Genomic DNA, 23,654 nt, shown 5'->3' with positions numbered 1-23,654 from the left:
AATGTCAGATAAAAAAAACGGAAAATCAAAAAACAAATCCCAGGAAATGCACGAAAGAAAAGAAGCGCTTCAAGCACTTCCAAAACCAATTAGAGAAAAACTAACTGATGAAGAAATAACTGCCTTTCTTCACAAAGAAGTATGGCCTGAATCTCTTTTTGACAAGCTTACAGACTTTATTTTCCCACCTGATAAATAAAACCTAAATCGAGCTCTCCCTTTCTCTAAGCACAAAAAACAGAATCAATTCAGATTATTACAATTAAAAACTGGAGCTAAAAACTGTGGTTCCAGTAAAATTGTAAATATACAAACCAAATTATCTTCCAAGATAATTGGCTATTTTATCAACAGCATCTTCAATTTGAACTTCATCAAGTTCAAAAGGTTTACCATAGGAAAGAGAAATCAAATAAACTTTTGAAGCAAATTCAATATGAAGTGCTGTTGAATAAGCCTGGTAAAGATTTTTCCCAACAGCAACAAGACCATGATTTGCCATGAAAACCGCATTGGTATCCAAAATAAGAGAACAAATGTTATCACCAAGCTCTTTGGTTCCAAACCCCGCATAATCAGCAACAGGAACTTTTTTTCCGGCTGAGGCAACCAGATAATGAATTGGGGGAAGTTCTTTTTTAAGACAACCAAGAGCAGAGGCATAAACACTGTGGGTGTGGACAATACTTTTTACATCTGATCTTGTTTTATAAATTTTTGAATGAAAGTCTTTTTCAGAAGAAGGCGGTTTCCCTTTTCCAAGAAAATTACCATTTTCATCAAGCTCTGAAATATCTTCAGCCAAAAGCTCTTCATATTCAATTCCGCTTGGAGTTATATAAATTTTATTATCCAAAAAAACACTTATATTGCCGCCGGTTCCAAAGGTCAGTCCGTCTTTTTTCATTTTAAGACAATATTTTATAATTTCATTTCCAATTTCTTTTTTATTCATTATTCAGCCTCAAAATAATTTAAAAGATTGTCTTTTAAAAAAACATTATCTTCATGGGTTTTAAATGAAAACCTTATATATTTTTCACCCAGTCCTTTTATATTTGAGCAGTCTCTTATCACAATTTTTTTTTCAAGAAGTGATTCAAAAACAGTCCTGGAGTTGTTTTTTACGCTTTTGAGCCTTCCAAGGGTATAAATATTATTGGAATTAACAAATTCAAGGGCTTTATTTAAAGATAAATCTTTTAAAAAAAACTCTTTTTCTTTTTCAATAAATAAAGAAGTTTTTTGGAGGAATGTTTTTGTAAGCTCCATATTTTCGTTTAGATAAGAACAAACTCCTGAAGCAACAGCATTTACTTTCCAAGGAAGATCATAAATTTTTGGATCTGCCGAGGAAGGAAGTATCATAAACCCAAGCCTTAATCCCGGAAGAGTAAAGATTTTGGAAAAAGACAAAAGGACATAGAGGTTTTCCATGTCTTCAACTGCCAAAGTCCTTTTTAAAAAATCCTTTTCAAAAGGAAGATAGGTTTCATCTATTATAAAATAAGTGCTTTTATTTCTTTGTATCAAATCAATGATCAAGTTTTTATCTGTTAAAGTTCCGGTTGGATTGTTTGGATTACAAATAAAAACCATTGAATAGTTTTTAACTTTCTTTTCAAGGATAGAAATATTAGTTTGAAAATCATTTTTCTTATCCAAAAAAACATAATCTGAATCTATTTTTCTTATTTTGCAGGCTTTTTCGTAGTCTGAATAAGTAGGCCCTACAATAAGAACTTTTTCAGGTTTTAAAGTTTCAGGAAGTCTATGGATAAATTCTGTTGTTCCACTTCCAGGAACAATTCTTTTTTTATCAGTATTAATTAAATTTGAAATAAATGATTTTACTGAACCAGAATCGTATTCTGGCAAAAGAACCAGCTCTTTTATATTTTCATTTAAAAATTGAAGAAGACCTTTGGGAGGACCAAGAGGATTTATATTGGAACTGAAATCTTTTAGCTGTGAAACATCTACCCCTATTAAAGCTGAAAGTTCCTTTAAATTTCCACCATGGACAAGAACACTCATTTTCTACCCCTTTGTACTTAAAGGATTTAACCTTAAAAACAATTTTAAATTAATTTTTTCTTTTTTACAATTGCAACAATCAAAGTGTTTATATAATATTTAAAAGATAAAATATCTTTAATTAAGGGTTTAAAATGAAAACTATTGCCCAGTACTTAAGACTGATACTTTTTCTTGGAGGAATTTTAGTAGGAGTCCAGATTCCAGGTTTTATGAATGCTTACCACAATAGTCTCCTTGCCCATTTAAATGAATCAGAAAAAAGCCTTGGACATTTTCAAAAAGATGCAGACAAATATTTTAATGGAAACCTTGATTCCCTTATAACCCATTATAAAATCAATAAAGACCCTGTTTTTACTGAAGGCGGAAAAAGTATTGACTTAATTTATCAAAGAAATCTTTTACTTAATAAAGCATTTTCAGATTTCAATAAAAACTTTTTCAATGCATTTGTCCATGTTTTTATAAAGCCTGTTAAAGATATAAAAAAAGAAGTTTTAAAAGCTTATTCATATAGTCTTAGATTAGATAAGACCTCCATAATTGCAGGACTATTATCTGGAACTATTCTTGCCGGCCTTCCTGAAATTATTTTTTTGATATTTTTTAAATTTGTAAAACGAAATTTTTATTAATGATTTAAACTGATTTTAAATTAAAAACTTAGAAAACCCGAATTGATTGATTTCCAAGTTTGTCTAAAATAACATTAAATTTGGATCAGGCTATAATCATCTATCCCTGATCCAATTTAAAGCAAGTAGATGTAATAAAACTGAAAAGTCTTCAAGAGTTCATGTTTTTTCAATATAAAAACTTAAATTTATAGTAATCTTAAAGTATGAAACTCTCTATTCAGGAAAAATATAAAAGGCGGAAATATCCGCCTTAATTAATTTTACTATTTAAAACCGCTGTCATTGTGTTTTTTTGCAATAAGTTCTGCCAGGTTATCTAAAGCAGCCAAAGTATCTTTTCTTGGCAGTCCTTTGCACAACACGGGTTCCAAAATCTCTGCTTTTATATTTGAAACCATACCAGCAAGGGTTTCAACAGTTTTACCTCCCCAGCCATATGAACCTATAATTGACAAGTATCCAGGTTTAGGCCTTAAAGCATTTGCAAGAAAAGCAGCAGATGCAACCACCGGGTGGGGTCCTGCAAGAACAGTGGGAGTTCCAATAACTATAGTACCTGAATCAATAAGAGAAATGGCAAGTTTTCCAATATCAGTTACTGAAAGATTAAAAAGTTCAACTTCTACGCCTTTTTTTAACAAAGCATTTGCAAAATGATCAACCATTATTTTTGTACTGCCGTGCATTGATATATAAGGGATTACAACAAGATTTTTGGGAGTGCCCGAAACCCATTTTCTATATAAATCTAAAATCCACTGAGGCTCTTTATAAATCTGACCATGACTTGGTGCTATCATTTTGATTTCGTAATCTGAAAGTTTATCAAGATTTTTGGCAATCATGGCCCTGAAAGGCATCATAATTTCTGCGAAATAACGTTTTGCCGCCTCATGGACCCTGCCCTTATCTTCAACATAAATACTACTGCTGGCAATATGGGATCCAAAAAAATCGCAGCTAAAAAGTATTTTATCTTCAACAAGATAAGATACCATTGTTTCAGGCCAGTGAACCCAGGGAGTGTGGATAAATTTAAGGGTTTTATCTCCAAGGGAAAGGGTTTCACCATCATCTACCACAATAAAAGAATCTTCTGAAATATCTAACAAATCCATGAGAAAACTTTTTGCTTTAGCTGTAACCACAACTTTTGCATTGGGAAATTTTGAAAGAACATGGGGAATGGTCCCTGAATGATCTTGTTCTGAATGGTGTGAAACAATATAATCAATTTTGGGCACTTCTGAAAGAGAGTTCATAAAAGACTCGGAAAACTCAGGATCAACAGCATCAAGTAATGCAGTTTTCTCACTTCCTTTTATAAGAAATGAATTATAAGTTGTTCCGTCGGGCAAAGGGATAAGAGAATCAAAAAGCCTTCTATCCCAATCAATAACACCCAGCCAATAAACAGATTCTGTAATTTTTTTCATTTCACTTACCTTTCTTTTTGTTGAAATTAAAGCTCCTGCCTTGAAATTTTTCCTTTGTCATTAAAATATAATTCAGAAAACAACCCATAAAAGCCTGGGTTGAATAAAAATCAGGGATAAGCCTTAACCCATCTCAAGTTTACCAATATTTTTTTCTTTTTGAATTGATTTTACATGATTTATATGGGCTTGCAAATCTTAAATAAATCTAATATTTAGTCTGATTTTAAATTACCAGTAAACTTAATTTTCAACAAAACCTTTAATCTTTAGATAGTGGTTTTACCCAAAAAGGCAGTTGACCATAAATTACCAAGCAGTTTTGGAAACACCTTTTCAAAATCAAACTGAAGGTTTACAAGACCTCTTGATTCTAGAACATCTTTTGCAATAAAAGCAGGTTCTGCCATCTGACAAAGACCAATCATCAAGGAAAAACTTCCTATAAATAATTCAATGGCTTCCCTTGTTTCAATAAAAGGGAACAATCCTTTTAGATCAAAAGCTGTTTTTTCAATTCTTTTATTCAGATATTCCTTAAACTCAACAACAAAATCATAATCTCCGCACTTTTCCATTAAAAGATTATATCTGCTGCCAAGCCTTACCAAAAGAAAATCAGACGCAAAACCAGACATCACATCCATCAACTCAGGCAAAGAAGCCTCTTTATTTAAAACTGAGTCAAGTTTATCAAAACAAGCTCCTATGCATTGCCTTAAAATTTCAAGATCCATTGCCTCCCTTGTTTTGAAATAAAGATAGATTGTTCCTTTTGCAAGCCCTGCCTCTTTTGCAATTTGGGAAACAGGAATAGAAAGATTTTTTTCTATTATATAAATATTTTTTGCACTGTTGATAATAGCCTGTTTTCTTTGTGCTTTTGCCTTATCACTGATTGCACGTTTTTTTATTTTACCCTTCATTTAACCCTCAAATTTCTTGACAAATGACCCAAGGTCAATTAACAAATAACTCTCATTCATTAATAACCACCAGGAGAAACCATGTCAAACTCAATCAACCATATTACCGAAAAACAAAATGATTTTTTTAAAAAAGGTCATACTCTTGATATAAAATCAAGAAAAGAAAGGCTTAAAAAACTATTAAAAGCCGTTGAAAATTACAATAAAATAATCAGTTCTGCCCTAAACCAAGACCTTGGAAAATCACCTGAAGAAGCTTTGATGACAGAAATAAGAGAAGTAAGAAAAGAAATTGGATTTACAATAAAAAACTTATCAAAATGGTCAAAACCAAAAAGAGTTCCTACACCAATAACATTACTTGGTTCAAGAAGCCGGATTATACCAGAGCCCCTTGGTAAGGTTCTAATTATAGCCCCATGGAACTACCCTTTCAATCTTTCAATCATGCCTGCAATTGCTGCAATTGCAGCTGGAAATACTGTTATTATAAAACCTTCTGAACTTGCTCCTGCAACATCTTCTGTTATTTCAGAGATGATAGGAAAAACTTTTGAAAAAGAAGAAATTGCTGTTGTTGAAGGAGGAATTGATGAAACTACAGAGCTTTTAAATCATCCCTTTGACCATATTTTTTTTACAGGTGGTGAAATAGTAGGAAAAATTGTAATGAAAGCTGCTTCAAAAAACCTTACTCCTGTAACACTTGAACTTGGGGGTAAATCTCCTGCCATTGTTTTAAAAAATTCAAATTTAAAAACCTCAGCAAAAAGAATTGCCTGGGCCAAATTTACAAATGCAGGCCAAACCTGTGTTGCACCAGATTATGTCCTTGTTGATAAATCTGTTAAGTCAGAATTTCTTCACCATCTTAAAAAAAGCATAATTCAATTTTACGGTGAAAATCCTTTAGAAAGCAAATTTTACGGACGGATAATAAACCACAGGCATTTTGAAAGACTGGAAAAACTTCTGGAAAACCAGAAAATTGTTACAAATTTTGATAAAAACCATGCAAAAAAATATTTTGCTCCCTGTGTTCTTGACGATGTTTCAGAAGACAGTTTAGTAATGCAGGAAGAAATTTTTGGTCCAATCCTTCCAATTGTTTCTGTTAATTCAAGAGATGAGGCAATTAATTTTATAACAAAAAGACCAAAGCCCCTGGCTCTTTATGTTTTCACAGAAAATAAAAAAGACTCAGATGAAGTTCTTGCAAAAACATCTTCTGGAGGAGCCTGTGTAAATGATGCTCTTATACATTTGTCATCACCCCATCTTCCATTTGGAGGCGTTGGTACAAGCGGAATGGGAGAATATCACGGACAATGGGGATTTAAAACTTTTTCCCACTATAAATCAGTTGTTCATTCAACTACAAAATTTGATATTCCCTTAAGATACCCTCCTTTTCCAGAATGGTTTAAAAAGCTCATGAATTTAATCTAACCTAAATTTGAAACTTTGTGCAGTTCCAGACTTTATAAAGACATTTGAGCTTTTAATAAATTCTATTATTTAAAAAAATATTTAATGTCCAAGTGTAACCCTTTTTGATTTTTGATCTCATAACTTATAATTGAACGAAAATATATTTTTATTTCACCTTAGAAAACAGTTTTATTTTCACAACTTTCCAGAAGTTTGGATAACAAAAATATACAAAAGGAAAAAAAATGGTTGAATTATTCGGGTTATTTGTTTTTATAGCAGTTTGGATTCTGTTGCAAAAAGTTATACTCCCAAAAATGGGGGTGCCTACATGAATGAGTGATGCTTGTCAGGTGACAAGAAAAGAGATAAATGAAAAACCAGGGAAAAAAACCAATAGTAAAAGATGAAGATTCTGAACTTATTTTAAAAATTAAAAACGGCCAAACAGATTTGTATGAAACTCTTCTTTCAAGATATGAAACAAGAATTTACAATTTCGGCCTTAGAATGTGCAAAGATGTTTCAGACGCAGAAGATCTTGTCCAAGAAACATTTATAAATATTTTCAGATATTTAAAAGACTTTAGAATGGAATCAAAGTTCAAAAACTGGGCTTATAAAATTGCAGCTTCAGTCTGCATGAAAATTAAAAGGAAAAATAAAAGCCCGGAAAAAGAACTTTCAATGGATGACATTCTTTCTGGTCATAATGAAAAGGAAGTTTCTTCCCAGATTCCAGCTTGGGTAAATCAGCCTGCAGAAGCTCTTATGAACAAAGAAATCTCCCTTGAAATAAAAAAGGAAATAGATAATCTTCCTCCAAATTACAGAATTGTTCTTGTTTTAAGAGATATGGAAGGGTTTTCAACAAAAGAGGTTTCTGAAATGCTTGATTTGAGCGAATCAAACGTAAAGGTAAGGCTTCACAGGGCAAGGATTTTTGTAAGGGAAGGCTTAAAAAGGTACTTCAATGACTGATAATCAACAATACTCAAATCACTGCATTCAAATGTTTGAAGTTTATTCCCGGTATCTTGACGGTGAACTTGATAAAAACCAAAAAAAAGAAGTAGAAGAACACCTGGAAACATGCAATGAGTGTAAAGCGTGCTTTATGACACTTAAAAAAACCAAGGAACTCTGCACCAAAATGCCCAGGGTAAAAGCCCCTGATAATTTCACTTCAAAACTTCATTCCACAATAAAAGATATTTTAAATTGTAAATAATCTAGACTTAATCTTTTTGTAATCAAGATTGACTAAACTCAGATTGTAATTACTTTTTATCTTGATTACACTTATAAATTAATATTTCAACTTGTTAAGTACAGGACAACCATGCAGGAAACCGAAAAATTAAAAAAAAGACTGATTGAGAATACAAAGGACAGAGTTTATTCTTTTGTAATGGATGAAGGAAATTTCAGGGGTGCTGTGATTCACTCCACACGACTTGTTAAAGACTTGAAAGAAAGACATTCTCTTGGAATTATAGAAACCCTTATTCTTGGTCATGCATGCTCAGGCACAGAGCTCATGGCCACCACTCTTAAAGGAAACAACAGACTTAAGTTTCACATTCAATGTTCAGGGCCTGTAAAAGGTTTGGTATGCGAGGCCAACTCCTTTGGAGATGTAAGAGGGTATTTGTTCCAAAACCCCATACCCATAAAAGAAGCACCAAAGGATTTTAGAACTTCACCATATTTTAATGCAGGATTTATGACAATTACCTATTTTAAGGAAAACTCAAAATCTCCCTATTCTGGAAAAGTGATGCTTGAATACGGAGAAATAGCCCAGGAAATTGCAAATTATTATCTTACTTCAGAACAAATTCCAAGTGCATGCAATCTGAGCGTAACATTTTCACCTGATGGAGAAGTAACAGGTGCAGGAGGAATTTTAATCCAGAAAATGCCCGGAACTGATGATATCACCCTGGAAAAACTTGAAAATTCATTTTTAAGTCTTCCTTCAATTGGAGAAGAATTTTCAAAAGGATACTCTCCTGAAGATATAATTTACGGCAGTTTTAAAGAATTTAATCCAAAAATTCTTGATAATAAAAGAGTTGCTTTTTCTTGTTCCTGTGAAAAAGAGCGGATGCTTGCATATATAAAAGGACTTGGAAAACAAACCTTAAAGGAAATTCTTAATGATAACAATTTCCCCCTTGAAGTTGTTTGCCATTACTGCAGTAATAATTTTTTATATGATAAAAACATTATTCAACAGGCATACAATGAGGCTAGATAAGTTTTGATTACCACTTGTTTTGCACTGATTTTACAAACTTCAGTCTGGGTAAATAACATATGATATCAAAACTTAACTACCCAGGCCAAAAATTTGAAACTTAGCTTAAATTATATCCAGCCTTTGTAGGTTTCAATTTTTTTCTTTAGTCTTTTTGAAAGAAAGCAGCTTTCTTTTCCAAGCTCTTCTAAAATAAGCAAAGATTCTTCAAAATAATTTTTTATTTTTATCTTTGTCCAAAATGAAGGAGGCTTGTAAAGATTTGAAATCCTATCTGCAATTTTTACAAGCCAAATTTCAAAGGGCTGGTTTTTTATTCTTTCAAGGCTGTCTTTCATTGCCTCTTTCTTATTTGAAAAATCTTTATTTTTAGTTAAAGCAAGAACTCCATCAGCTGTTTTTTTGCCAAACTCTTTTAAAACCAAACTATAAGTTGCTTCTGTATCCTCTAAAACATCATGAAGAAGTGCTGATTCCACGCAAAAATCACCTTCACTAATTTTATGTTCAAAGGGAATAGCTTTGATTATCTCCATTGCAACAGCAACTGGATGAATAATATATGGGAGCTCTGATCCAGGTATTTTTTGACCCAAATGCCATTTTGAAGCAAAATTTAAAGCTTTTAAATATTTGTCCTGAGACCACATAAGTTCCAATTTTTAATTTAAAAAATTTATCCTGCCCATAAAAAAATTCTAAATCCCATTTGGATTGAAGAATAAAGCAAAAAACCAGAATCATTTTACCTGTTCAAGCATTTCACCCATCATTTTATGGATAAGGTTGATAGCTTTTAAAGGTCTTATCATTACCTTAAATGATACTATTTCACCCTTTTCATTCCATGAAATCATATCAACTCCGTTAATAGTTATTCCATCGATTTTAGTTTCAAACTCAAAAACTGCATTGTTTCCCGAAACAACTTCCCTTACATAGCGAAACGTTTCATTTACAAAAACATAAAGAGCAGCTGTAAGATAAAGCTTTGTAATATCTTTTCCTTCCTGAGGAGTATGAACAACAGGTGAATAAAAAACAACTTCATCTGAAAGAATCTTATCAAGCTCTTTTGGATCTTTTGATTTTACCAGTGAATGCCATGAATCGACTGTGTTTGAAATCATATTTAAACCTTTCATAAAGTATTAAGTTTAACTTATTACTCCAATAATATCAGAGCAAAAATAATTCAAGAAAAATCTAATTTAAGTCAATCTAAATTTTTACAATTTACAAAAAAACAAAGCCAAAAGACAATCTAAGTACAGCAATTATTAAATTAAATGACTTGATAAATTAAATGATGTATATAAAAAATCAATTAAATCAAATTGTTTTTAATTCAGAACAAGCAGTTATTAAATGGAGGATTCCCATGGAATCGATTGAATCTTACTTTAAATTTTTTATAGCTCTGGTTGCAATTGTAAATCCAGTTGGAGCTGTTCCTATTTTTTTAGGTGCCTACAGCGGACAATCTTTAAAAAACAAAAAAAAAGCAGTAAAAACTACAGCTTTCACTGTATTTTTAGTTCTACTTATTTCTCTTGTTTCCGGTGATATAATATTAAAAATTTTTGGAATTTCCATGGCATCCTTTCGAGTTGCAGGAGGAGTTTTAATTCTTCTCATGGCATTCAGCATGCTCCAGGCAAAAATGAGCCCCTCAAAACAAACCAAGGAAGAAGCTGAATTTCTTGAATCACATACAAGGGAAAACATTTCAGTAGTTCCCCTTGGAATTCCTGTGATGGCGGGACCCGGAGCAATAAGCACAGTTATTCTATATGCTCAAAAACATGAGTCAATTATTCACTACACTATTTTACTTTGTTTAATTATAAGCATTGCCGTTTTTGCATGGATTGTTTTAAGGGTTGCTCCTTCAATTGCATCAAAGCTTGGTCAAACAGGAATAAACATTGTTACAAGAATTATGGGACTTTTAATGGCTTCAATAGGAATTGAATTCATAGCAAATGGTATTAAATTACTTTTTCCTATTCTTGGCTGATTTTTATAAAAAAATTGAACTATTTTTATTAAGAAAGTTTGAATATGAACTACGAAACTATATTTAACAATCCTTTTTATCTTAAATTTATTCAAACAATTATAATAACTATTATAGTGTTTGTTTTAAAGAAATTTGCCAAAAATAAACTAATAATGCCAAGTGAAATTGACATTCAGGCCAAAAGAAAATGGGTGGTAACTTCAAAAAATATCTCATTTTTTATTTGGCTTTTTGCTATCATAATTATCTGGATTGACCAGCTTCAAGCGTTAGGGGCTACCCTGGTTCTTTTTGCAGCAGCTTTTGTTGTAGCAACAAAAGAGTTTATCCTCAACATAATGGGCTATCTTTATAGATCAGGAACCAAAGCTTTTTCCATTGGAGACAGAATTGAAGTAAATACAATAAGAGGTGACGTTCTTGATCAAAATATCACTGGGGTAACTCTTATGGAGGTTGGTTCAGGCTTAAAAACCCACCAGTATACCGGCTCCTCAGTTTTTATTCCAAATGCAATTTTTCTTTCATCTCCAGTCAAAAACGAAACAATGATGGGAGGAGAATATGTTTTTCACATAATAACGGTAAACCTTAAAATAGATGACGACTGGAGAACCGCAGAAAAAGACCTTTTGGAATCAGCAAGGGAAGTGTGTAATCCATATATTGATTCTGCTGTAGAACAAATGACCTATGTTTCAAAAAGACATGCTCTTGTTCAACCTGGAATAGAGCCCAGAATAAACATCCAGATTCCAGAATATGACAAAATAACTCTTCAGCTCAGACTGCCAGTCCCTTCAAAAAGAAGGGGAAGAATAGAAGGTGAGGTACTTAGAAAATACTTATCAAAACAAACAGCTTTAAAAAATGAACAAAATTTGTCTTAAATTCTTTGAACCAGTTTTTTTATTCCATTGCCCTCAACAGCATCAATAAATTCCTGGCCAAGAACAAGGCTTTTTTCCTTTGCTTTTTTCCAAAAACTGATTCTTTCTTCATCTTTTCCTTCAAACCTTTTAAAATCTTTTCTGTCAGGAATTCTTTTAAAAGGAAGATCCAAAACAAATTCCTTTGAAGGAGCCAAAAGAAGAACATTTTTTAAATCATCTTTACTTGGCCTTCTCCAAAAAAGTTTTTTATCAAACCATCCAGGAATTATTTTATCATAGAAATGATTGTATAAAACAATTTTTCCCTCATCATCCCTTCCTGTAAAATCAAAAACAGGATGATAATCTATAATACCTCCGTCTCTGTAAACTCCTTTTGGAGCACCTTCAATATTTTCAATTCCGTTCATCAACACTGGGATTGAGCCCGAAGCAAGAAGAGCTTTTTTAAAGTTTTTCTCTGAAAGAAAAACCCTGTTCATAGGAAAACCTTTGATAGACAAAAAAGGAGGCTTTGTTCTTTTATCAAAAAAGAATGTCCTTTCAAAATATTTACCTAGGTTTTCTCTTTTAAAAATATTAAATAACCCTGCTTTTAAAAGGGCTTTAGACTGGGAAATCAGATCTTTTTCTGCAGTGTTACCAAGGCACCTGACAGCTGAAAATGAAATTCTAAAAACAGGATGATTTAAAATTTCATCTATTTTAACCTTGTCAATGGTTGAATCAATAATATCTTCTGCAGTTTTAGAAATTTCATCAGTTGTGACTTTTTTGCCATACCTTTGATTTATATACAAATCTGCCAGGAGATCAAAAGCCTGCTTACAATCTTTTTGACAGGCTGCTGCAAATTTCCAGGCTCCAATTGAGGTTCCAAAAAAGTGTACAGGCTCTTTTTTTTCTTTTAACCAATCTCCAAAAACTATTTTATCAAGTCCATAAATGGAAAGCCATTTTGCAGCACCTGAAGCAGAAACACAAACCTTTATGTCCTCAGGAGAAAGACCTTTTTCCATGATTTGTGAATAGGCATTTTCTCCTGCCAGAAATAAAAGATTTTTTTTCATTCTAAATTAAACATCCCTTCTATTTCTTCTAAAAGAGAATTAGGAACTATATTGAGCTTTTTAAATTTTTCAGGTTCAAAAAGAACAAACTTTCCTGTTGCTCTTGCACAAACCTCGTTATCTTCGTTGTAAATCTCACTTGACATAATTGCTTTTTTTTCACTTATCTGCTCATGGATCCACCCTGATGATTTAACTTTTTTTTCTATATAAACAGGTTTTAAAAACTCTATTTCCATTGACTGGGTTAAAATAAATTTTTTAAAAAAATAAATTGCCGCCCAGGACATGGTTTCATCAAGAATTGTTGAAATTACTCCCCCATGAACTAAACTAGCCCATCCTCTATGGTGGGGAGATATCACAGTTTCCCCCTTCATAATTTTCCCATTGGTCTCAAATTCCAAGTAAATACCACAGGGATTTTCTTCACCACATGCAAAACACTTTTTATCAGAATTATAAAGTTTACGCCATTTCTCCATTTATTCACCGTTTATTTAAAATCTTATTCTATAACCAAAAAGAAAGTTATGATTTTCTTTGTTCCAATCATGGCCGCGATCGTCAAAACTAGCTTTTAAATACCTATACTCAGCTATAATCGCCGCATTGCCCATTATATGAAAATTCAAATTAACCCTGCCGTCTAAAAAATATTCTCCGTCATTCCAGGTAAGAGGTTTGGGTGAAAAAGAAAACTCACCGCCCAAAGAAATGGGAATTCCAAGGGGATTAATTTTTTCAGGAAGATCAGAGTCAATACCTAAAAGAAAACACAAGGAAGCAAGCTCACTTGAAAAATCCGAATTTTTTTCAGCATCAAGATAAACAGCTTTGAATCCAAGTTTATATCTTACTCCAGGGATAAAATCATCGCTTTTAACTCCCAAATCAACGCTGAAAAGATTGAAATAATCTGATTTATACGTCCCTTCAAAACCTGCCACCATGTAACCATAGTCAATTTTGTTCAAGTAAGCAAGGCGACCATCTATGGTTGAGTTATTGGCATAAAGAGCTGCTTCGATATTGGCTGCCTGGGCATTGGAAAAAAATCCGAACATACACGAAAAAAAAACAATAAAACAAAACTTTTTCATTTTTTATCTCCCTAATTATTTTTTAAAAAATTATAATAAGTATCCAAGGTATAAATAGGACCAAGAGGATTATGTGCTGTAACCTTGTCCTTAGCCGCCAAAACAGTGCACATTGAATCACTGTATTTCATAAAAATTGAATCATGTCCAACACAAAGACCCACCACAATATTCCATTCTGTTTTAGCCTCATTCAGTGCAAGAGCCTGAAGATAGGGATTGCAAAAAGTTTTATTTAAATTTTTTTTATCCCCTAAGTCAAATTCAGATTTTTTAAGATTTCCACAAGAGCATATAACTGAATTAACCTTAATTCCTCTTGATTCAAAAAGCCTTTCAATGATTTCAGCCTCTTTTTTTAAACCTGAACAAAATGCTATACCAACTTTATTAAACTCCATTTTTTCAGCAATATAAAGGGTTTCTTCAATTCTTGATTTTTTAGGACCCTTAATGTCTGATGAGATTTTGTAAATTTTTTCTATTTCAGAATTAAAATATTGATTTTTAATCTCTTCCCTGCTTGATTCAAACTCCTTTGTTGGACAATTCTTTGGAAATTTTTCACCTCCGCGGCAAAGTCTTTCTTTTTTCTCAAAAGGACATTTTGAGCATTTGGGATTATAACTCATTTTAACACCTAATTTTTTTAAATTCTAAGCTCTTCCTTGTCAAGTTTTTTTACAATACAAGAAATATCTGCTGTTTCAAGAATAAAAACCAAATAAGCAAATTTAATTTTTTACTTTTACAACCAAAGCATGAAAAGAAAAAGTCCCCTTTAAATTTTACGGCAGGAGACTTTTTATATCTGAATTAAATTGTTTAATCTTTAAGTTTTGTCATTGTTGGATTAAAGTTATATAGTTTAAAAACCATCAAACCCCACACTTTAAGTTTAATTTTGAAGTAAAATTCAGTAAATTCATTTTTCCAACCGCTTATTTTTTCTTTTTGTTCAAAGGTACAAGAAAAACAGGGATCTTGGACTTACGGAGAACTCCCCTTGAAACACTACCCACAAGAAGCTCCTCAAGCCGTCCATGACCATGGGTTGCCATCACGATCACATCAAAATCATCTTCTTTTGCTGTCTTGAGTATTTCAGTAACAGGATGGCCTATTTTTATAAGAATATCTGTAAAAGTGGCATTGGATCCGTTTTTTATATAAGGAGCCATTTCTTTTGATGTCTCTTCAACCCTTTCTTTTACTGAATTTTTAGCATTCTCAAATCTTTCTGTTTCCATTTCTTTCCACTTATCAAACCCAAAATAAAGCTCCATCTCAACACCGGTACTGAGTGAAAGCTCTTCAAAAACATTGGGAACCACATGGATTGTTGTCATATGAGCGTCATACTGGCAGGAAATACTCATTGCATACTTCATTGCTTCCCTTGCAGCCTCAGACATGTCAGTGGCATATAAGATTTTTTTTACAGGCTTAAACATTTCCCCTCCTTTCAGCGAACAGTTGGGATAATTATTTATTGCAGTGAATAAAAAAAACTATACCACCTTTAGAAAAAATTAATAATGAAAATATGAATATAAAAAAAGAAAAACCTCCAAGGAGATTTCCTTGAAGGTTTTTTAAAGGCTTATTTGGCGGGAGCGACGAGACTCGAACTCGCGACCTCCGGCGTGACAGGCCGGCGTTCTAACCAACTGAACTACGCCCCCGCTACTAAAGGATGATTTTATGGTGGGCGAAACAGGGCTTGAACCTGTGACCCTCGGCTTGTAAGGCCGATGCTCTCCCAACTGAGCTATTCGCCCATTCAAATCAACGGATATCTTTTATGATTATTCAAATTAAAAGTCAAGGATAATGTTTTTATTTTCCAAGTTTATTTTTTTCACCTTAAATTAAAACCAACCTTTTTTTTAAAAAAAGAGCTTATATCAAATGATATTTACCGCAAAAACCCCTTAAGATGGAGACTTATAAAATCCTTTGTCTGATAAAAAAAATCTTACTTTCAAATATTTTAAACTTTTCTTTTAAATGACTTTTCAATAAAATTCCAGTCAAACATAATCCAGATTGGCCTTCCATGGGGGCACCTTGAAGAATTCTCACATTTATCAAGTTCTTTAAATAAAGCCTGAATTTCCCTTAAATCAAGTTTTTGATTTCCTCTTATTGACCCATGGCATGCAATTAAAGCTATGGAATCAGAAATAATTTTTTTTATTTCATAGGTTGGAGCAAGATCTTTAAACATTGAAGCAATATCAAGAATAAGAGGTCTGAAGTCAATGTTTCCAAGAATTAAAGGAACAGATTGTACTGCAAAGCTGTTTCCCCCGTAATGGGAGATTTCAAGACCGAACTTTTTAAATTCTTTAAGCATTAAAAGAAGCTTTGGCGACTCTAGGACTCCAGCTTCAATTACCTGGGGAAGAAGAAGTTGCTGGGATCTTCCCATATTTTGCTCATATGATTTTAAAAGAGACTCATATCTTACTCTTTCATGGGCTGCATGCTGATCTACAAGAATCATTCCATCTTTAGATTCACAAACTATATAAGTGTTTTTTATTTGAGAAACAATTGAAAGATCTGAATAAAAAAAATCTCTTAAACTTTCTTCTGATTTTGATGAAAAAAAGGAATCATGTTTTTTTTCAAAACCAGGGTCATTGTTTTGAGATAAAATATTTTCATCTTTTTTTTCAATAACCTCAGGGTTGGTAAAAGGAGTAAATCTGGTCTGGCTGGCTGAATTTTTTTCCTTAACATATCTTAAGCCGGGCTCAGGGGTCTTTCCATAAAAAGCACTTGATTTTAATAGGACAGGATTTGATTTCCATTTGATTTTATCCTCTTTTCCAATGGAATCGGCAATCCCTTTTTTAACACTTGCCAATACAATTCCAGGCTCTGCAAATTTAACCTGACTCTTTGAAGGGTGAACATTTACATCAACCTTGTCAAAGGGAAGGTTGATAAAAAGGACACAGCCAGGATAGCGGCCTTTCATAAGCCTTCCTTCATAGCCCTGATAAACAGCATAGGAAATTGCTCTGTCTGATACATATCTGTTGTTTACAAAAATATAAATTTTGCCTGAAGAGCTTCTGGTGATGTCAGGAGAACCAGCAAAGCCTTTTACCTTAACTCCCATATACTCATTGGAAACTTCATGAAGACTGTTTTTAAAATCAGAACCCAAGACTTCTAAGGCCCTGTCTGAAAATTTACCCCCTGGCCATTCTTTTACAACTCTTTTATTGTGAACCAGTCTGAAATAAACTCCAGGAGATGAAAGGGCAAGACAGGCAACCACCTCTGAAATATGACCCATTTCAGTTATTTTTGATTTCATGAACTTTCTTCTTGCAGGAGTATTGAAAAAAAGATGGGAAACTCTTATTTCAGTGCCATCAGGAACTCCTGTTTCCTTAACATCAACTAAAGTTCCTCCCTTAATTTCTATTTTTGTACCTGAATTTTCAAGTCTTGATTTAGTAAAAAGTGAAAAATGAGAAACTGATGCTATGCTTGGCACAGCTTCTCCCCGAAAACCAAGGGTGTTTATGGAAAAAAGATCCTTGGCCTCCCTTATTTTACTGGTAGCATATCTTTCCATGGATAAAAGTGCATCATCACGGGTCATTCCTTCTCCGTCATCAAACACCCTGATTGATTTTTTCCCGCCCTCTTCTACTTCAATTACAATTCTTCCAGAGCCAGCATCAATTGAATTTTCAACAAGCTCTTTTACAACAGAGGCGGGCCGCTCTACAACTTCTCCGGCTGCTATCTGGTTTGAAAGATTTTCTGGAAGAATTCTTATTTTAGACATTTTTAATTTTTGAAGCCTTCATTAAATATTCAGATTCAGTCGGAGATAAATCAAATTTCATACAAGCCTTTTGAACAAGATCTTTTCTTTTAAGCTCCTTATCCGCTTTCATTTCCGAACAAATCCATTTGACTGCTTTTTTTATTGCATCATTTTTAGGTATGGGAAGATCCATAATCAAAGCTCCGGTTTTTTTTTATGAAAATCTGTTTCGTTTTGAAAATTAAATCCTGCTTTTAAAATCCGTCCTTCTTCAAAAGAAGGTGCCATCAGCTGCAATCCCATGGGAAGATTTTTTGATGTAAATCCGCAGGGGATTGACATTGCCGGGATTCCTCCAAGGTTTGCTGAAATTGTAAAAATATCAAACAAATAAATCTGCAAAGGATCATCAATTCTTTCGCCAATTTTAAAAGGAGGTTCAGGAGTAACAGGTGAAAGGAGAATATCTGCCTTTTCAAAAACTTGTTTAAAATCACTGGTAATAAGGGTTCTTATCTTTTGAGCCTGGGCATAATATTCATCATAATATCCTGCTGAAAGGGCGTAAGTACCTATAATTATCCTTCTTTTAACTTCAGCCCCAAAGCCTTTTGTTCTTGTTTCCTTATACATTTCAAGGAGATCTAAAGCTTCTGCCCTTGTTCCATATCTTATTCCATCAAATCTTGTAAGATTTGAACTTGCTTCTGAAGAAGAAATAATATTATAAGCCGGAATTGAATATTTTGTGTTTGGAAGAGAAACTTCAACAATTTCAGCTCCAAAGCTTTTAAATACATCAATGGAATTTTCTATTGATTCTAAAATTTCAGAATCCATTCCTTGAGTATCCATATATTCTTTTATCACTCCAATTTTCATCCCTTTCATCCCTTTTTCAAGAAATGAAGTGTAATCAGGAGGATCCAAAGGAAAACTGGTGGAATCCTTTGGGTCAAAAAAACTAATTGAATTCATTGCCATTGCGGCATCCTCAACCGATTTTGTAATAGTTCCCACCTGATCAAGGGAAGAGGCAAAAGCAACTACTCCATACCTTGAAACCCTCCCGTATGTGGGCTTCAAACCTGTAACTCCGCAATTGGCTGCAGGCTGCCTGATGGAACCTCCGGTATCTGACCCAAAAGATACAAGACTCATTTCTGATGCAACAGAAACTGCTGAACCTCCGCTAGAACCTCCGGGAATTCTTGAACTATCCCAGGGATTTTTAGTGATTTTAAATGCTGAGGTTTCAGTTGTAGAGCCCATGGCAAATTCATCCATATTTACTTTCCCTGTGATTACAGCTCCACCTTTTTTAAGGGCTTCAACAATAGTTGCATCATATGGAGGAACAAAATTTTCCAGCATTTTTGAGGCACAGGTTGTTTTCACTCCTTTTGTGCAAATAAGATCCTTTAATGACACAGGAATTCCAAGCAAAGGAGAACTCTTGCCTTTAAAAATCATTTTATCGGCCAATTTTGCCTCATTTAAAGCAGATTCTTCACATATAGTGATATAAGCATCTAGTTTTGGCTCTACTTTATTTATTCTTTCAAAGACTGATTTGGTAAGTTCAAGGGATGAAATCTCTTTTTTATCAAGCTTTTGTCTTGCTTCGGCTACAGAAAATTCATAGGGTTCCATTTTCTATTTTTATCTCCAAATTTATTCAATTTTAATTTTAAAACCTTAAACACTCAATTATTCTATCTAAAAGGGAAATTTTCAATCCTGATTGAATTGAAATAAAGCTCTCAACCCAGTTAAAGCATTATGGAAGCTGCTCAACCTTTTATTATTTTTGGCACCACAAACATTTCATCGTAATGCTCAGAACAATTTTTTACAGCTTTTTCACTTCCAAGAGTTTCTCCGACAATATCTTCTCTAAATCTATTTACAAGTGACAAAGGCTGGATTGTTGGTTCAATATCTTTTGTATCTGCTTTTTTTAAAATCTCAAAATATGACAAAATATCATCTATTTGTGAAGCCAGCCCTTCCATTTCTTCCGGCAAAATTTCAAGCCTTGCAAGATGGGCAACATATAAAACTTCATCCTGTGAAATAGCCATTTTCAATTTCTCCTATTAGTTTATTTTAAGAACAATACCGTTAATCTTAAGTTTTTCAAGAAGCTTGATTTGAATATTTTCTGCTGATTGCCGTTTCTCGTATTTTCCCACCCTGACCCTATGCCATAAAACATTATCTTCTGACTTTCCTGAAACACTATAAGCAGGGAATCCCTTTTTTGATATTTTATCGGCAAGCAATTCTGCGTCTTCTTTGTTTTTCATTGCAGCAATCTGTACAGTGAAACCAGCCTTATCCAAAACTAATTCAACTTTTTTTTCCTCAATTGGTAAAACTTTTGCAGTTTCTTTTTGTGTTTCCGGAACAGTTTCTTCTGCAGAGAGCTCAAAAACAACTTCCCCTTGTTTTTTTTCTCCTTTGTATAAAGGAGTTTTCAAAGGAAGCTTTTCCTCTCCTTGAATAATTGCCTTATTTACCTGAACTTCTTTTTCAGAGTCAAGCTCCCTGTAAAAATCAACCTTTAACCTTACAGGTTTAAGTTCTGCAGGGGCCTCAAAATGAGTCAAATCACCAGAATCTTCACCAAAATCAAAGTTTATGGAAACTGTCCCCCTGCCTGTAAATACTCCTAAAACAAACATGGCAAAAGAGTAAAAAACAATCTCCACTAATCTGGAAGGAGGAAAAATTTTTACTTTATTTTTTTTTGAAGGGGAATTCCCCTTTGTTTTCTTTTTGCTCCTAATATTTGCCATTGCCATTCGATTAAACTTAAAAAGTTAAGGCCTCACCTGATTTTCAACTTTAATACCTACATTTTTTCCGGTGCACTCACTCCAAGAAGGCTAAGTCCGTTTCTAACCACTTCCCTGACCGCACTTACAAGATAAAGCCTAGAACACGAAAGAGCCTTATCTTCTATCAACACCTTGTGTTTGTTGTAATATGAGTGAAAACATCCAGCAAGATCCATAAGATAAAATGTCACCCTATGGGGCTGTTTTTCCCTGCCGGCATTTAAAACCGCATCTTTATATTTCATAAGAGTCTTTATAAGTTCAATTTCTTCATCATTATCAAGAAGAAGCAAATCAGCATCCATTATATCTGAACTTAAAATTGAAAACTCTTTTTGGGCTTTTTCAATTATACTTGATATTCTTGCATGTACATATTGAACATAATAAACTGGGTTTTCGCTGGATTTTTTCTTTGCAAGATCCAGATCAAAATCAAGTCCTGAATCATAACTTCTCATTAAAAAGAAAAATCTTGCAGCATCAACTCCTACTTCATCAACCACATCTCTTAAAGTATCAAATTCTCCTGCTCTTGTTGACATCTGGACAAGCTTCCCACTTCTAAGCAAAGTAACAAGCTGAACCAAAATAACATGAAAGTCATTGCTTTTACGACCTGATGCCTCAATAGAAGCTTTGATTCTATTGATATAGCCATGATGATCTGCACCCCAAACATCCACAAGCTCATCAAATCCTCTTTCAAACTTATCCATATGATAAGCAATATCAGAGGCAAAATAAGTTGTTTCCCCATTGGAACGAACCACTACCCTGTCTTTTTCATCACCAAAATCCTGGGTTCTAAACCATTTAGCTCCGTCTTTTTCATAAATGAGATCTTTATTTTCAAAAAACTCTATAGTAGGAAAAATCTTATCAGAATCATAAAGAGACTGCTCGCTGTACCAATTATCAAAATTAACATTAAAAGACTTTAAATCATCCTTTATTCCTTTTAAAATAGAGTCTGCTGAGTATCTTGCACAAAAATGCACAGCTTCTTTTTCATTTTTTTCTAAAAGAGTTTTTCCATGCTTGGCTTCAATCTCTTTTGCAAGGCCTAAAATATATTCTCCTTGATAATGATCTTCTGGGAAATCAACTTTTTTTCCTATGAGCTCCAAATATCTTAAATAGACTGAGTTTCCAAGAGTGTTGATCTGAAGGCCTGAATCATTGATATAGTATTCTTTTTTTACCTCATATCCACATTTTTTTAACACAGCTGCTGTTGCATCTCCTACTGCAGCCCCTCTGCCGTGTCCTATGTGAAGAGGTCCTGTAGGATTTGCACTTACAAATTCAACCAACACTTTTTTACCGCTTCCAAAATTGTTTTTACCAAAATCATCTCCTTTGGAAAAAACCTCTTCAAGCATTGGAGGAAAAAAAGATTTATTTATAAAAAAATTAATAAATCCCGGCCCTGCAATTTCTATTTTTTCAATATAATCTTCTTCAATAATGTTTTTTAGAATTTCAGCTGTTTTTAAAGGTGACTGCTTTAAAACTTTTGCAGAAACCATGGCTATATTCGATGCAAGATCGCCATGTTCTTTGCTTTTTGTCTCAGACACATCAAAAACAGGAATCTGGGCTTGAGAAAAAAGACCCTTCTGACAGGCTTTATCCCATGCCCTTGATACTGAATCCCGAATAAGAGATTTCATAAACTATTCCCCTTTAAAAACCATCCAAATAAAAATGGGGGTTACCCCCCCTTTAAAAATAACAATCCTTATTTGTAAACAAATTAAACACCAATATCCAAGTCAGGTTCCTCATCAATCTTTATAGTCTTTGAAGTACCTATTTTCCCCAGTTCTTCATCAACAGATTCAAGAGCATCATCTCCTCCGTCAAGAATATCGTCTAATAGCTCATCTTCATCAAAAAAAGCCTCTTCTTCACGCTCCTTTTTTGCAATGGCTACATCATCAAAAATTATTTCAGCATGGTTATCAGCTTCTTCAGAATAAACTTCTCTAACTGCCTCTCTAATCTTTGTCATATATGAAAAAGGAGGGAACATATTATCGGTTCTTAAAAAGTCCAAAAGCTCATCATCATCTTCCAGGACTTTCATTAAACCTTCAGAGTCAAATTTCTCTTCGCATAAAAGGGAGAAGATACCTTCTTCCAATTCGCCATATTCCCTGATTACAAGACTTGCGTCCTCCTGTTTTTCCAGCAGATACTTCTGCTTCATCTAAAACCTCCTTCAAGGTTGCTTACTAGTGTTGTTGTTTTAAAATCTTATCTTTTTTATTATATTACAAAACAAAATATAATCTCAAGAAATGAATGCTCTTCTCCTGAATAAAACATTCAATAAACGACTATAATCACGATTAGCTGTAAATCCAAATTTTTTTGATAATTATGAGTGCTTACAGGTAAAAAATTTTTTAACAAGTTCACCATAAACAGAGCATTTTTACACGGTGAAATAAGATTTAACTTATAAAACTGTTTTATTTAACTCAAGAGATTTATAATCTAAGAATTTTAACAAACTTAACCCACCCTGATCCAGCTATAGATCGGTTTAATCTTAAATTTCTTGAAGCTTCATTTGGTGGAAACTTTTCTGAACTTTTATCCTGTTTTGGCTTTAACCGTCTGATCATGTTTTTGTTTTCAAATTTTAATAAAAAAAAACAATATCAGCTTTACTTAAAAACTATGGGCTTTTGGATAAGTTCTATATTTATAAACTTTTCTGTTATCATAATTATTATAAACTGAATTTTTTTGCTGCCATGATTTACTATAAATTAAATAAGATCTCAATAAAATAACTGGTTCATTCCCCACCTTCATTTATCCAAGAAGGGGACTTTTCAGCAGGGTTGTTAAAAATAATCCAACATTTTTACTTTAAACTCCCAATATAACAAAAACATTAAAATAACCATCATTTTAAAAATCAACAATATCAATCTTTTGCAGCTTTAATCTAGTTAATCACAATCTTTTTTTAAAAATTTATTTGACCTTGCCTCAAATATAATGGTAATAGGTTTTCTTGTAGCGGAGGAGTGGCCGAGTGGCTGAAGGCGGCGGTCTTGAAAACCGTTGAGCGTGAGAGCGTTCCGTGGGTTCAAATCCTACCTCCTCCGCCATTTTTATTTGGAGAGATGGCCGAGTAGGCTGAAGGCGCTCGCCTGCTAAGCGAGTAAG

26 protein-coding genes and 3 tRNA genes are annotated in these 23,654 nt (G+C 33.3%); 9 read left to right on the top strand and 20 right to left on the bottom strand.

Annotated elements, in window-relative coordinates:
• Window position 1 precedes the first annotated feature (1 nt).
• A complete protein-coding gene (locus RBR53_10225; protein MDY0133030.1) occupies window positions 2–199 on the top strand; it encodes a hypothetical protein in 198 nt (65 codons plus the stop codon).
• A gap of 120 nt (window positions 200–319) precedes the next feature.
• Here RBR53_10225 and RBR53_10220 read toward each other — a convergent pair whose 3' ends face one another.
• Window positions 320–955, bottom strand: a complete 636-nt coding sequence (locus RBR53_10220; GenBank protein ID MDY0133029.1) for a class II aldolase/adducin family protein — start codon at window positions 953–955, stop codon at window positions 320–322.
• Window positions 955–2,037 carry an aminotransferase class I/II-fold pyridoxal phosphate-dependent enzyme gene (locus RBR53_10215; protein MDY0133028.1) on the bottom strand — a complete coding sequence of 361 codons (1,083 nt, stop codon included), beginning with the start codon at window positions 2,035–2,037 and terminating at the stop codon, window positions 955–957. Before RBR53_10215 ends, RBR53_10220 begins: the two co-directional genes overlap by 1 nt.
• Window positions 2,038–2,171: 134 nt before the next feature.
• On the opposite strand from RBR53_10215, the gene RBR53_10210 reads away from it, so the two are divergent.
• Window positions 2,172–2,675, top strand: a complete 504-nt coding sequence (locus RBR53_10210) for a DUF2937 family protein (protein MDY0133027.1) — start codon at window positions 2,172–2,174, stop codon at window positions 2,673–2,675.
• A 266-nt stretch (window positions 2,676–2,941) separates the two neighbouring features.
• On the opposite strand, the gene RBR53_10205 is transcribed toward RBR53_10210, so the two are convergent.
• Both RBR53_10205 and RBR53_10200 read right to left on the bottom strand, forming a co-directional pair.
• Window positions 2,942–4,114, bottom strand: a complete 1,173-nt coding sequence (locus tag RBR53_10205; GenBank protein MDY0133026.1) for an FprA family A-type flavoprotein — start codon at window positions 4,112–4,114, stop codon at window positions 2,942–2,944.
• Window positions 4,115–4,383: 269 nt separating this feature from the next.
• Window positions 4,384–5,040, bottom strand: coding sequence for a TetR family transcriptional regulator (locus RBR53_10200; protein MDY0133025.1), 657 nt, complete (start codon window positions 5,038–5,040; stop codon window positions 4,384–4,386).
• 81 nt (window positions 5,041–5,121) lie between these two features.
• Between RBR53_10200 and RBR53_10195 the strand changes: the two genes are divergently transcribed.
• The 4 genes from RBR53_10195 (at window position 5,122) to RBR53_10180 (ending at window position 8,737) form a co-directional block, all read left to right on the top strand.
• Window positions 5,122–6,492, top strand: a complete 1,371-nt coding sequence (locus RBR53_10195) for an aldehyde dehydrogenase (protein MDY0133024.1) — start codon at window positions 5,122–5,124, stop codon at window positions 6,490–6,492.
• 354 nt (window positions 6,493–6,846) lie between these two features.
• Window positions 6,847–7,455 (top strand): sigma-70 family RNA polymerase sigma factor, encoded by a 609-nt coding sequence (locus tag RBR53_10190; protein MDY0133023.1) that lies wholly within the window; start codon window positions 6,847–6,849, stop codon window positions 7,453–7,455.
• Window positions 7,448–7,705, top strand: coding sequence for a zf-HC2 domain-containing protein (locus RBR53_10185; protein MDY0133022.1), 258 nt, complete (start codon window positions 7,448–7,450; stop codon window positions 7,703–7,705). The genes RBR53_10190 and RBR53_10185 overlap by 8 nt, the downstream gene beginning before the upstream one ends.
• Window positions 7,706–7,816: 111 nt before the next feature.
• Window positions 7,817–8,737: an Hsp33 family molecular chaperone HslO gene (locus RBR53_10180; GenBank protein MDY0133021.1), complete on the top strand. Its 921-nt coding sequence runs from the start codon at window positions 7,817–7,819 to the stop codon at window positions 8,735–8,737.
• Window positions 8,738–8,847: 110 nt separating this feature from the next.
• On the opposite strand, the gene RBR53_10175 is transcribed toward RBR53_10180, so the two are convergent.
• The gene (locus tag RBR53_10175; GenBank protein MDY0133020.1) at window positions 8,848–9,387 is read right to left on the bottom strand and encodes an HD domain-containing protein; all 540 of its coding nucleotides are present in this window, start codon (window positions 9,385–9,387) and stop codon (window positions 8,848–8,850) included.
• A 90-nt stretch (window positions 9,388–9,477) separates the two neighbouring features.
• A complete protein-coding gene (locus RBR53_10170) occupies window positions 9,478–9,867 on the bottom strand; it encodes a nuclear transport factor 2 family protein (protein MDY0133019.1) in 390 nt (129 codons plus the stop codon).
• A 251-nt stretch (window positions 9,868–10,118) separates the two neighbouring features.
• Here RBR53_10170 and RBR53_10165 point away from each other — a divergent pair, with 251 nt between their 5' ends.
• On the top strand, window positions 10,119–10,757 hold the full coding sequence (locus RBR53_10165) for a YchE family NAAT transporter (protein ID MDY0133018.1): 639 nt from the start codon (window positions 10,119–10,121) through the stop codon (window positions 10,755–10,757).
• A gap of 44 nt (window positions 10,758–10,801) precedes the next feature.
• On the top strand, window positions 10,802–11,650 hold the full coding sequence (locus RBR53_10160; GenBank protein ID MDY0133017.1) for a mechanosensitive ion channel: 849 nt from the start codon (window positions 10,802–10,804) through the stop codon (window positions 11,648–11,650).
• Here RBR53_10160 and RBR53_10155 read toward each other — a convergent pair.
• From RBR53_10155 to RBR53_10090, 14 genes are all read right to left on the bottom strand, one after another.
• Entirely contained in the window at window positions 11,647–12,723 is a 1,077-nt protein-coding gene (locus RBR53_10155) for a patatin-like phospholipase family protein (GenBank protein MDY0133016.1), read from the bottom strand. The genes RBR53_10160 and RBR53_10155 overlap by 4 nt on opposite strands.
• Window positions 12,720–13,208 carry a PaaI family thioesterase gene (locus RBR53_10150; GenBank protein ID MDY0133015.1) on the bottom strand — a complete coding sequence of 163 codons (489 nt, stop codon included), beginning with the start codon at window positions 13,206–13,208 and terminating at the stop codon, window positions 12,720–12,722. The genes RBR53_10155 and RBR53_10150 overlap by 4 nt, the downstream gene beginning before the upstream one ends.
• A gap of 15 nt (window positions 13,209–13,223) precedes the next feature.
• Window positions 13,224–13,826: a hypothetical protein gene (locus tag RBR53_10145; GenBank protein ID MDY0133014.1), complete on the bottom strand. Its 603-nt coding sequence runs from the start codon at window positions 13,824–13,826 to the stop codon at window positions 13,224–13,226.
• A gap of 11 nt (window positions 13,827–13,837) precedes the next feature.
• Complete coding sequence (locus RBR53_10140) at window positions 13,838–14,458, bottom strand: DUF1847 domain-containing protein (GenBank protein MDY0133013.1); 621 nt, start codon at window positions 14,456–14,458, stop codon at window positions 13,838–13,840.
• 309 nt (window positions 14,459–14,767) lie between these two features.
• Window positions 14,768–15,280, bottom strand: coding sequence for a universal stress protein (locus RBR53_10135; protein MDY0133012.1), 513 nt, complete (start codon window positions 15,278–15,280; stop codon window positions 14,768–14,770).
• Window positions 15,281–15,434: 154 nt separating this feature from the next.
• Window positions 15,435–15,511, bottom strand: a tRNA-Asp gene (locus RBR53_10130).
• Between the two features lie 20 nt (window positions 15,512–15,531).
• Window positions 15,532–15,607: transfer RNA gene (locus RBR53_10125), tRNA-Val, on the bottom strand.
• A gap of 212 nt (window positions 15,608–15,819) precedes the next feature.
• Window positions 15,820–17,640, bottom strand: coding sequence for a DNA mismatch repair endonuclease MutL (gene mutL / locus RBR53_10120; GenBank protein ID MDY0133011.1), 1,821 nt, complete (start codon window positions 17,638–17,640; stop codon window positions 15,820–15,822).
• Entirely contained in the window at window positions 17,633–17,815 is a 183-nt protein-coding gene (locus RBR53_10115; GenBank protein MDY0133010.1) for a hypothetical protein, read from the bottom strand. The genes mutL and RBR53_10115 overlap by 8 nt, the downstream gene beginning before the upstream one ends.
• Window positions 17,816–17,817: 2 nt before the next feature.
• The gene (gene gatA / locus RBR53_10110) at window positions 17,818–19,275 is read right to left on the bottom strand and encodes an Asp-tRNA(Asn)/Glu-tRNA(Gln) amidotransferase subunit GatA (protein MDY0133009.1); all 1,458 of its coding nucleotides are present in this window, start codon (window positions 19,273–19,275) and stop codon (window positions 17,818–17,820) included.
• Between the two features lie 140 nt (window positions 19,276–19,415).
• Window positions 19,416–19,706, bottom strand: a complete 291-nt coding sequence (gatC, locus tag RBR53_10105) for an Asp-tRNA(Asn)/Glu-tRNA(Gln) amidotransferase subunit GatC (protein MDY0133008.1) — start codon at window positions 19,704–19,706, stop codon at window positions 19,416–19,418.
• Between the two features lie 15 nt (window positions 19,707–19,721).
• Entirely contained in the window at window positions 19,722–20,429 is a 708-nt protein-coding gene (locus RBR53_10100; GenBank protein MDY0133007.1) for an SPOR domain-containing protein, read from the bottom strand.
• 50 nt (window positions 20,430–20,479) lie between these two features.
• Window positions 20,480–22,141, bottom strand: a complete 1,662-nt coding sequence (gene argS / locus RBR53_10095; GenBank protein MDY0133006.1) for an arginine--tRNA ligase — start codon at window positions 22,139–22,141, stop codon at window positions 20,480–20,482.
• Window positions 22,142–22,224: 83 nt separating this feature from the next.
• Window positions 22,225–22,680 (bottom strand): hypothetical protein, encoded by a 456-nt coding sequence (locus RBR53_10090; GenBank protein MDY0133005.1) that lies wholly within the window; start codon window positions 22,678–22,680, stop codon window positions 22,225–22,227.
• An 826-nt stretch (window positions 22,681–23,506) separates the two neighbouring features.
• Here RBR53_10090 and RBR53_10085 point away from each other — a divergent pair.
• A tRNA-Ser gene (locus tag RBR53_10085) sits at window positions 23,507–23,596 on the top strand.
• Window positions 23,597–23,654 lie beyond the last annotated feature (58 nt).

The sequence above is a fragment of the Desulforegulaceae bacterium genome (genome assembly GCA_034006035.1).
GTDB lineage: Bacteria > Desulfobacterota > Desulfobacteria > Desulfobacterales > JACKCP01 > JACKCP01.
Note: the sequence above shows the minus strand (reverse complement) of the source record. Positions and strands in the feature narration are given on the sequence as shown.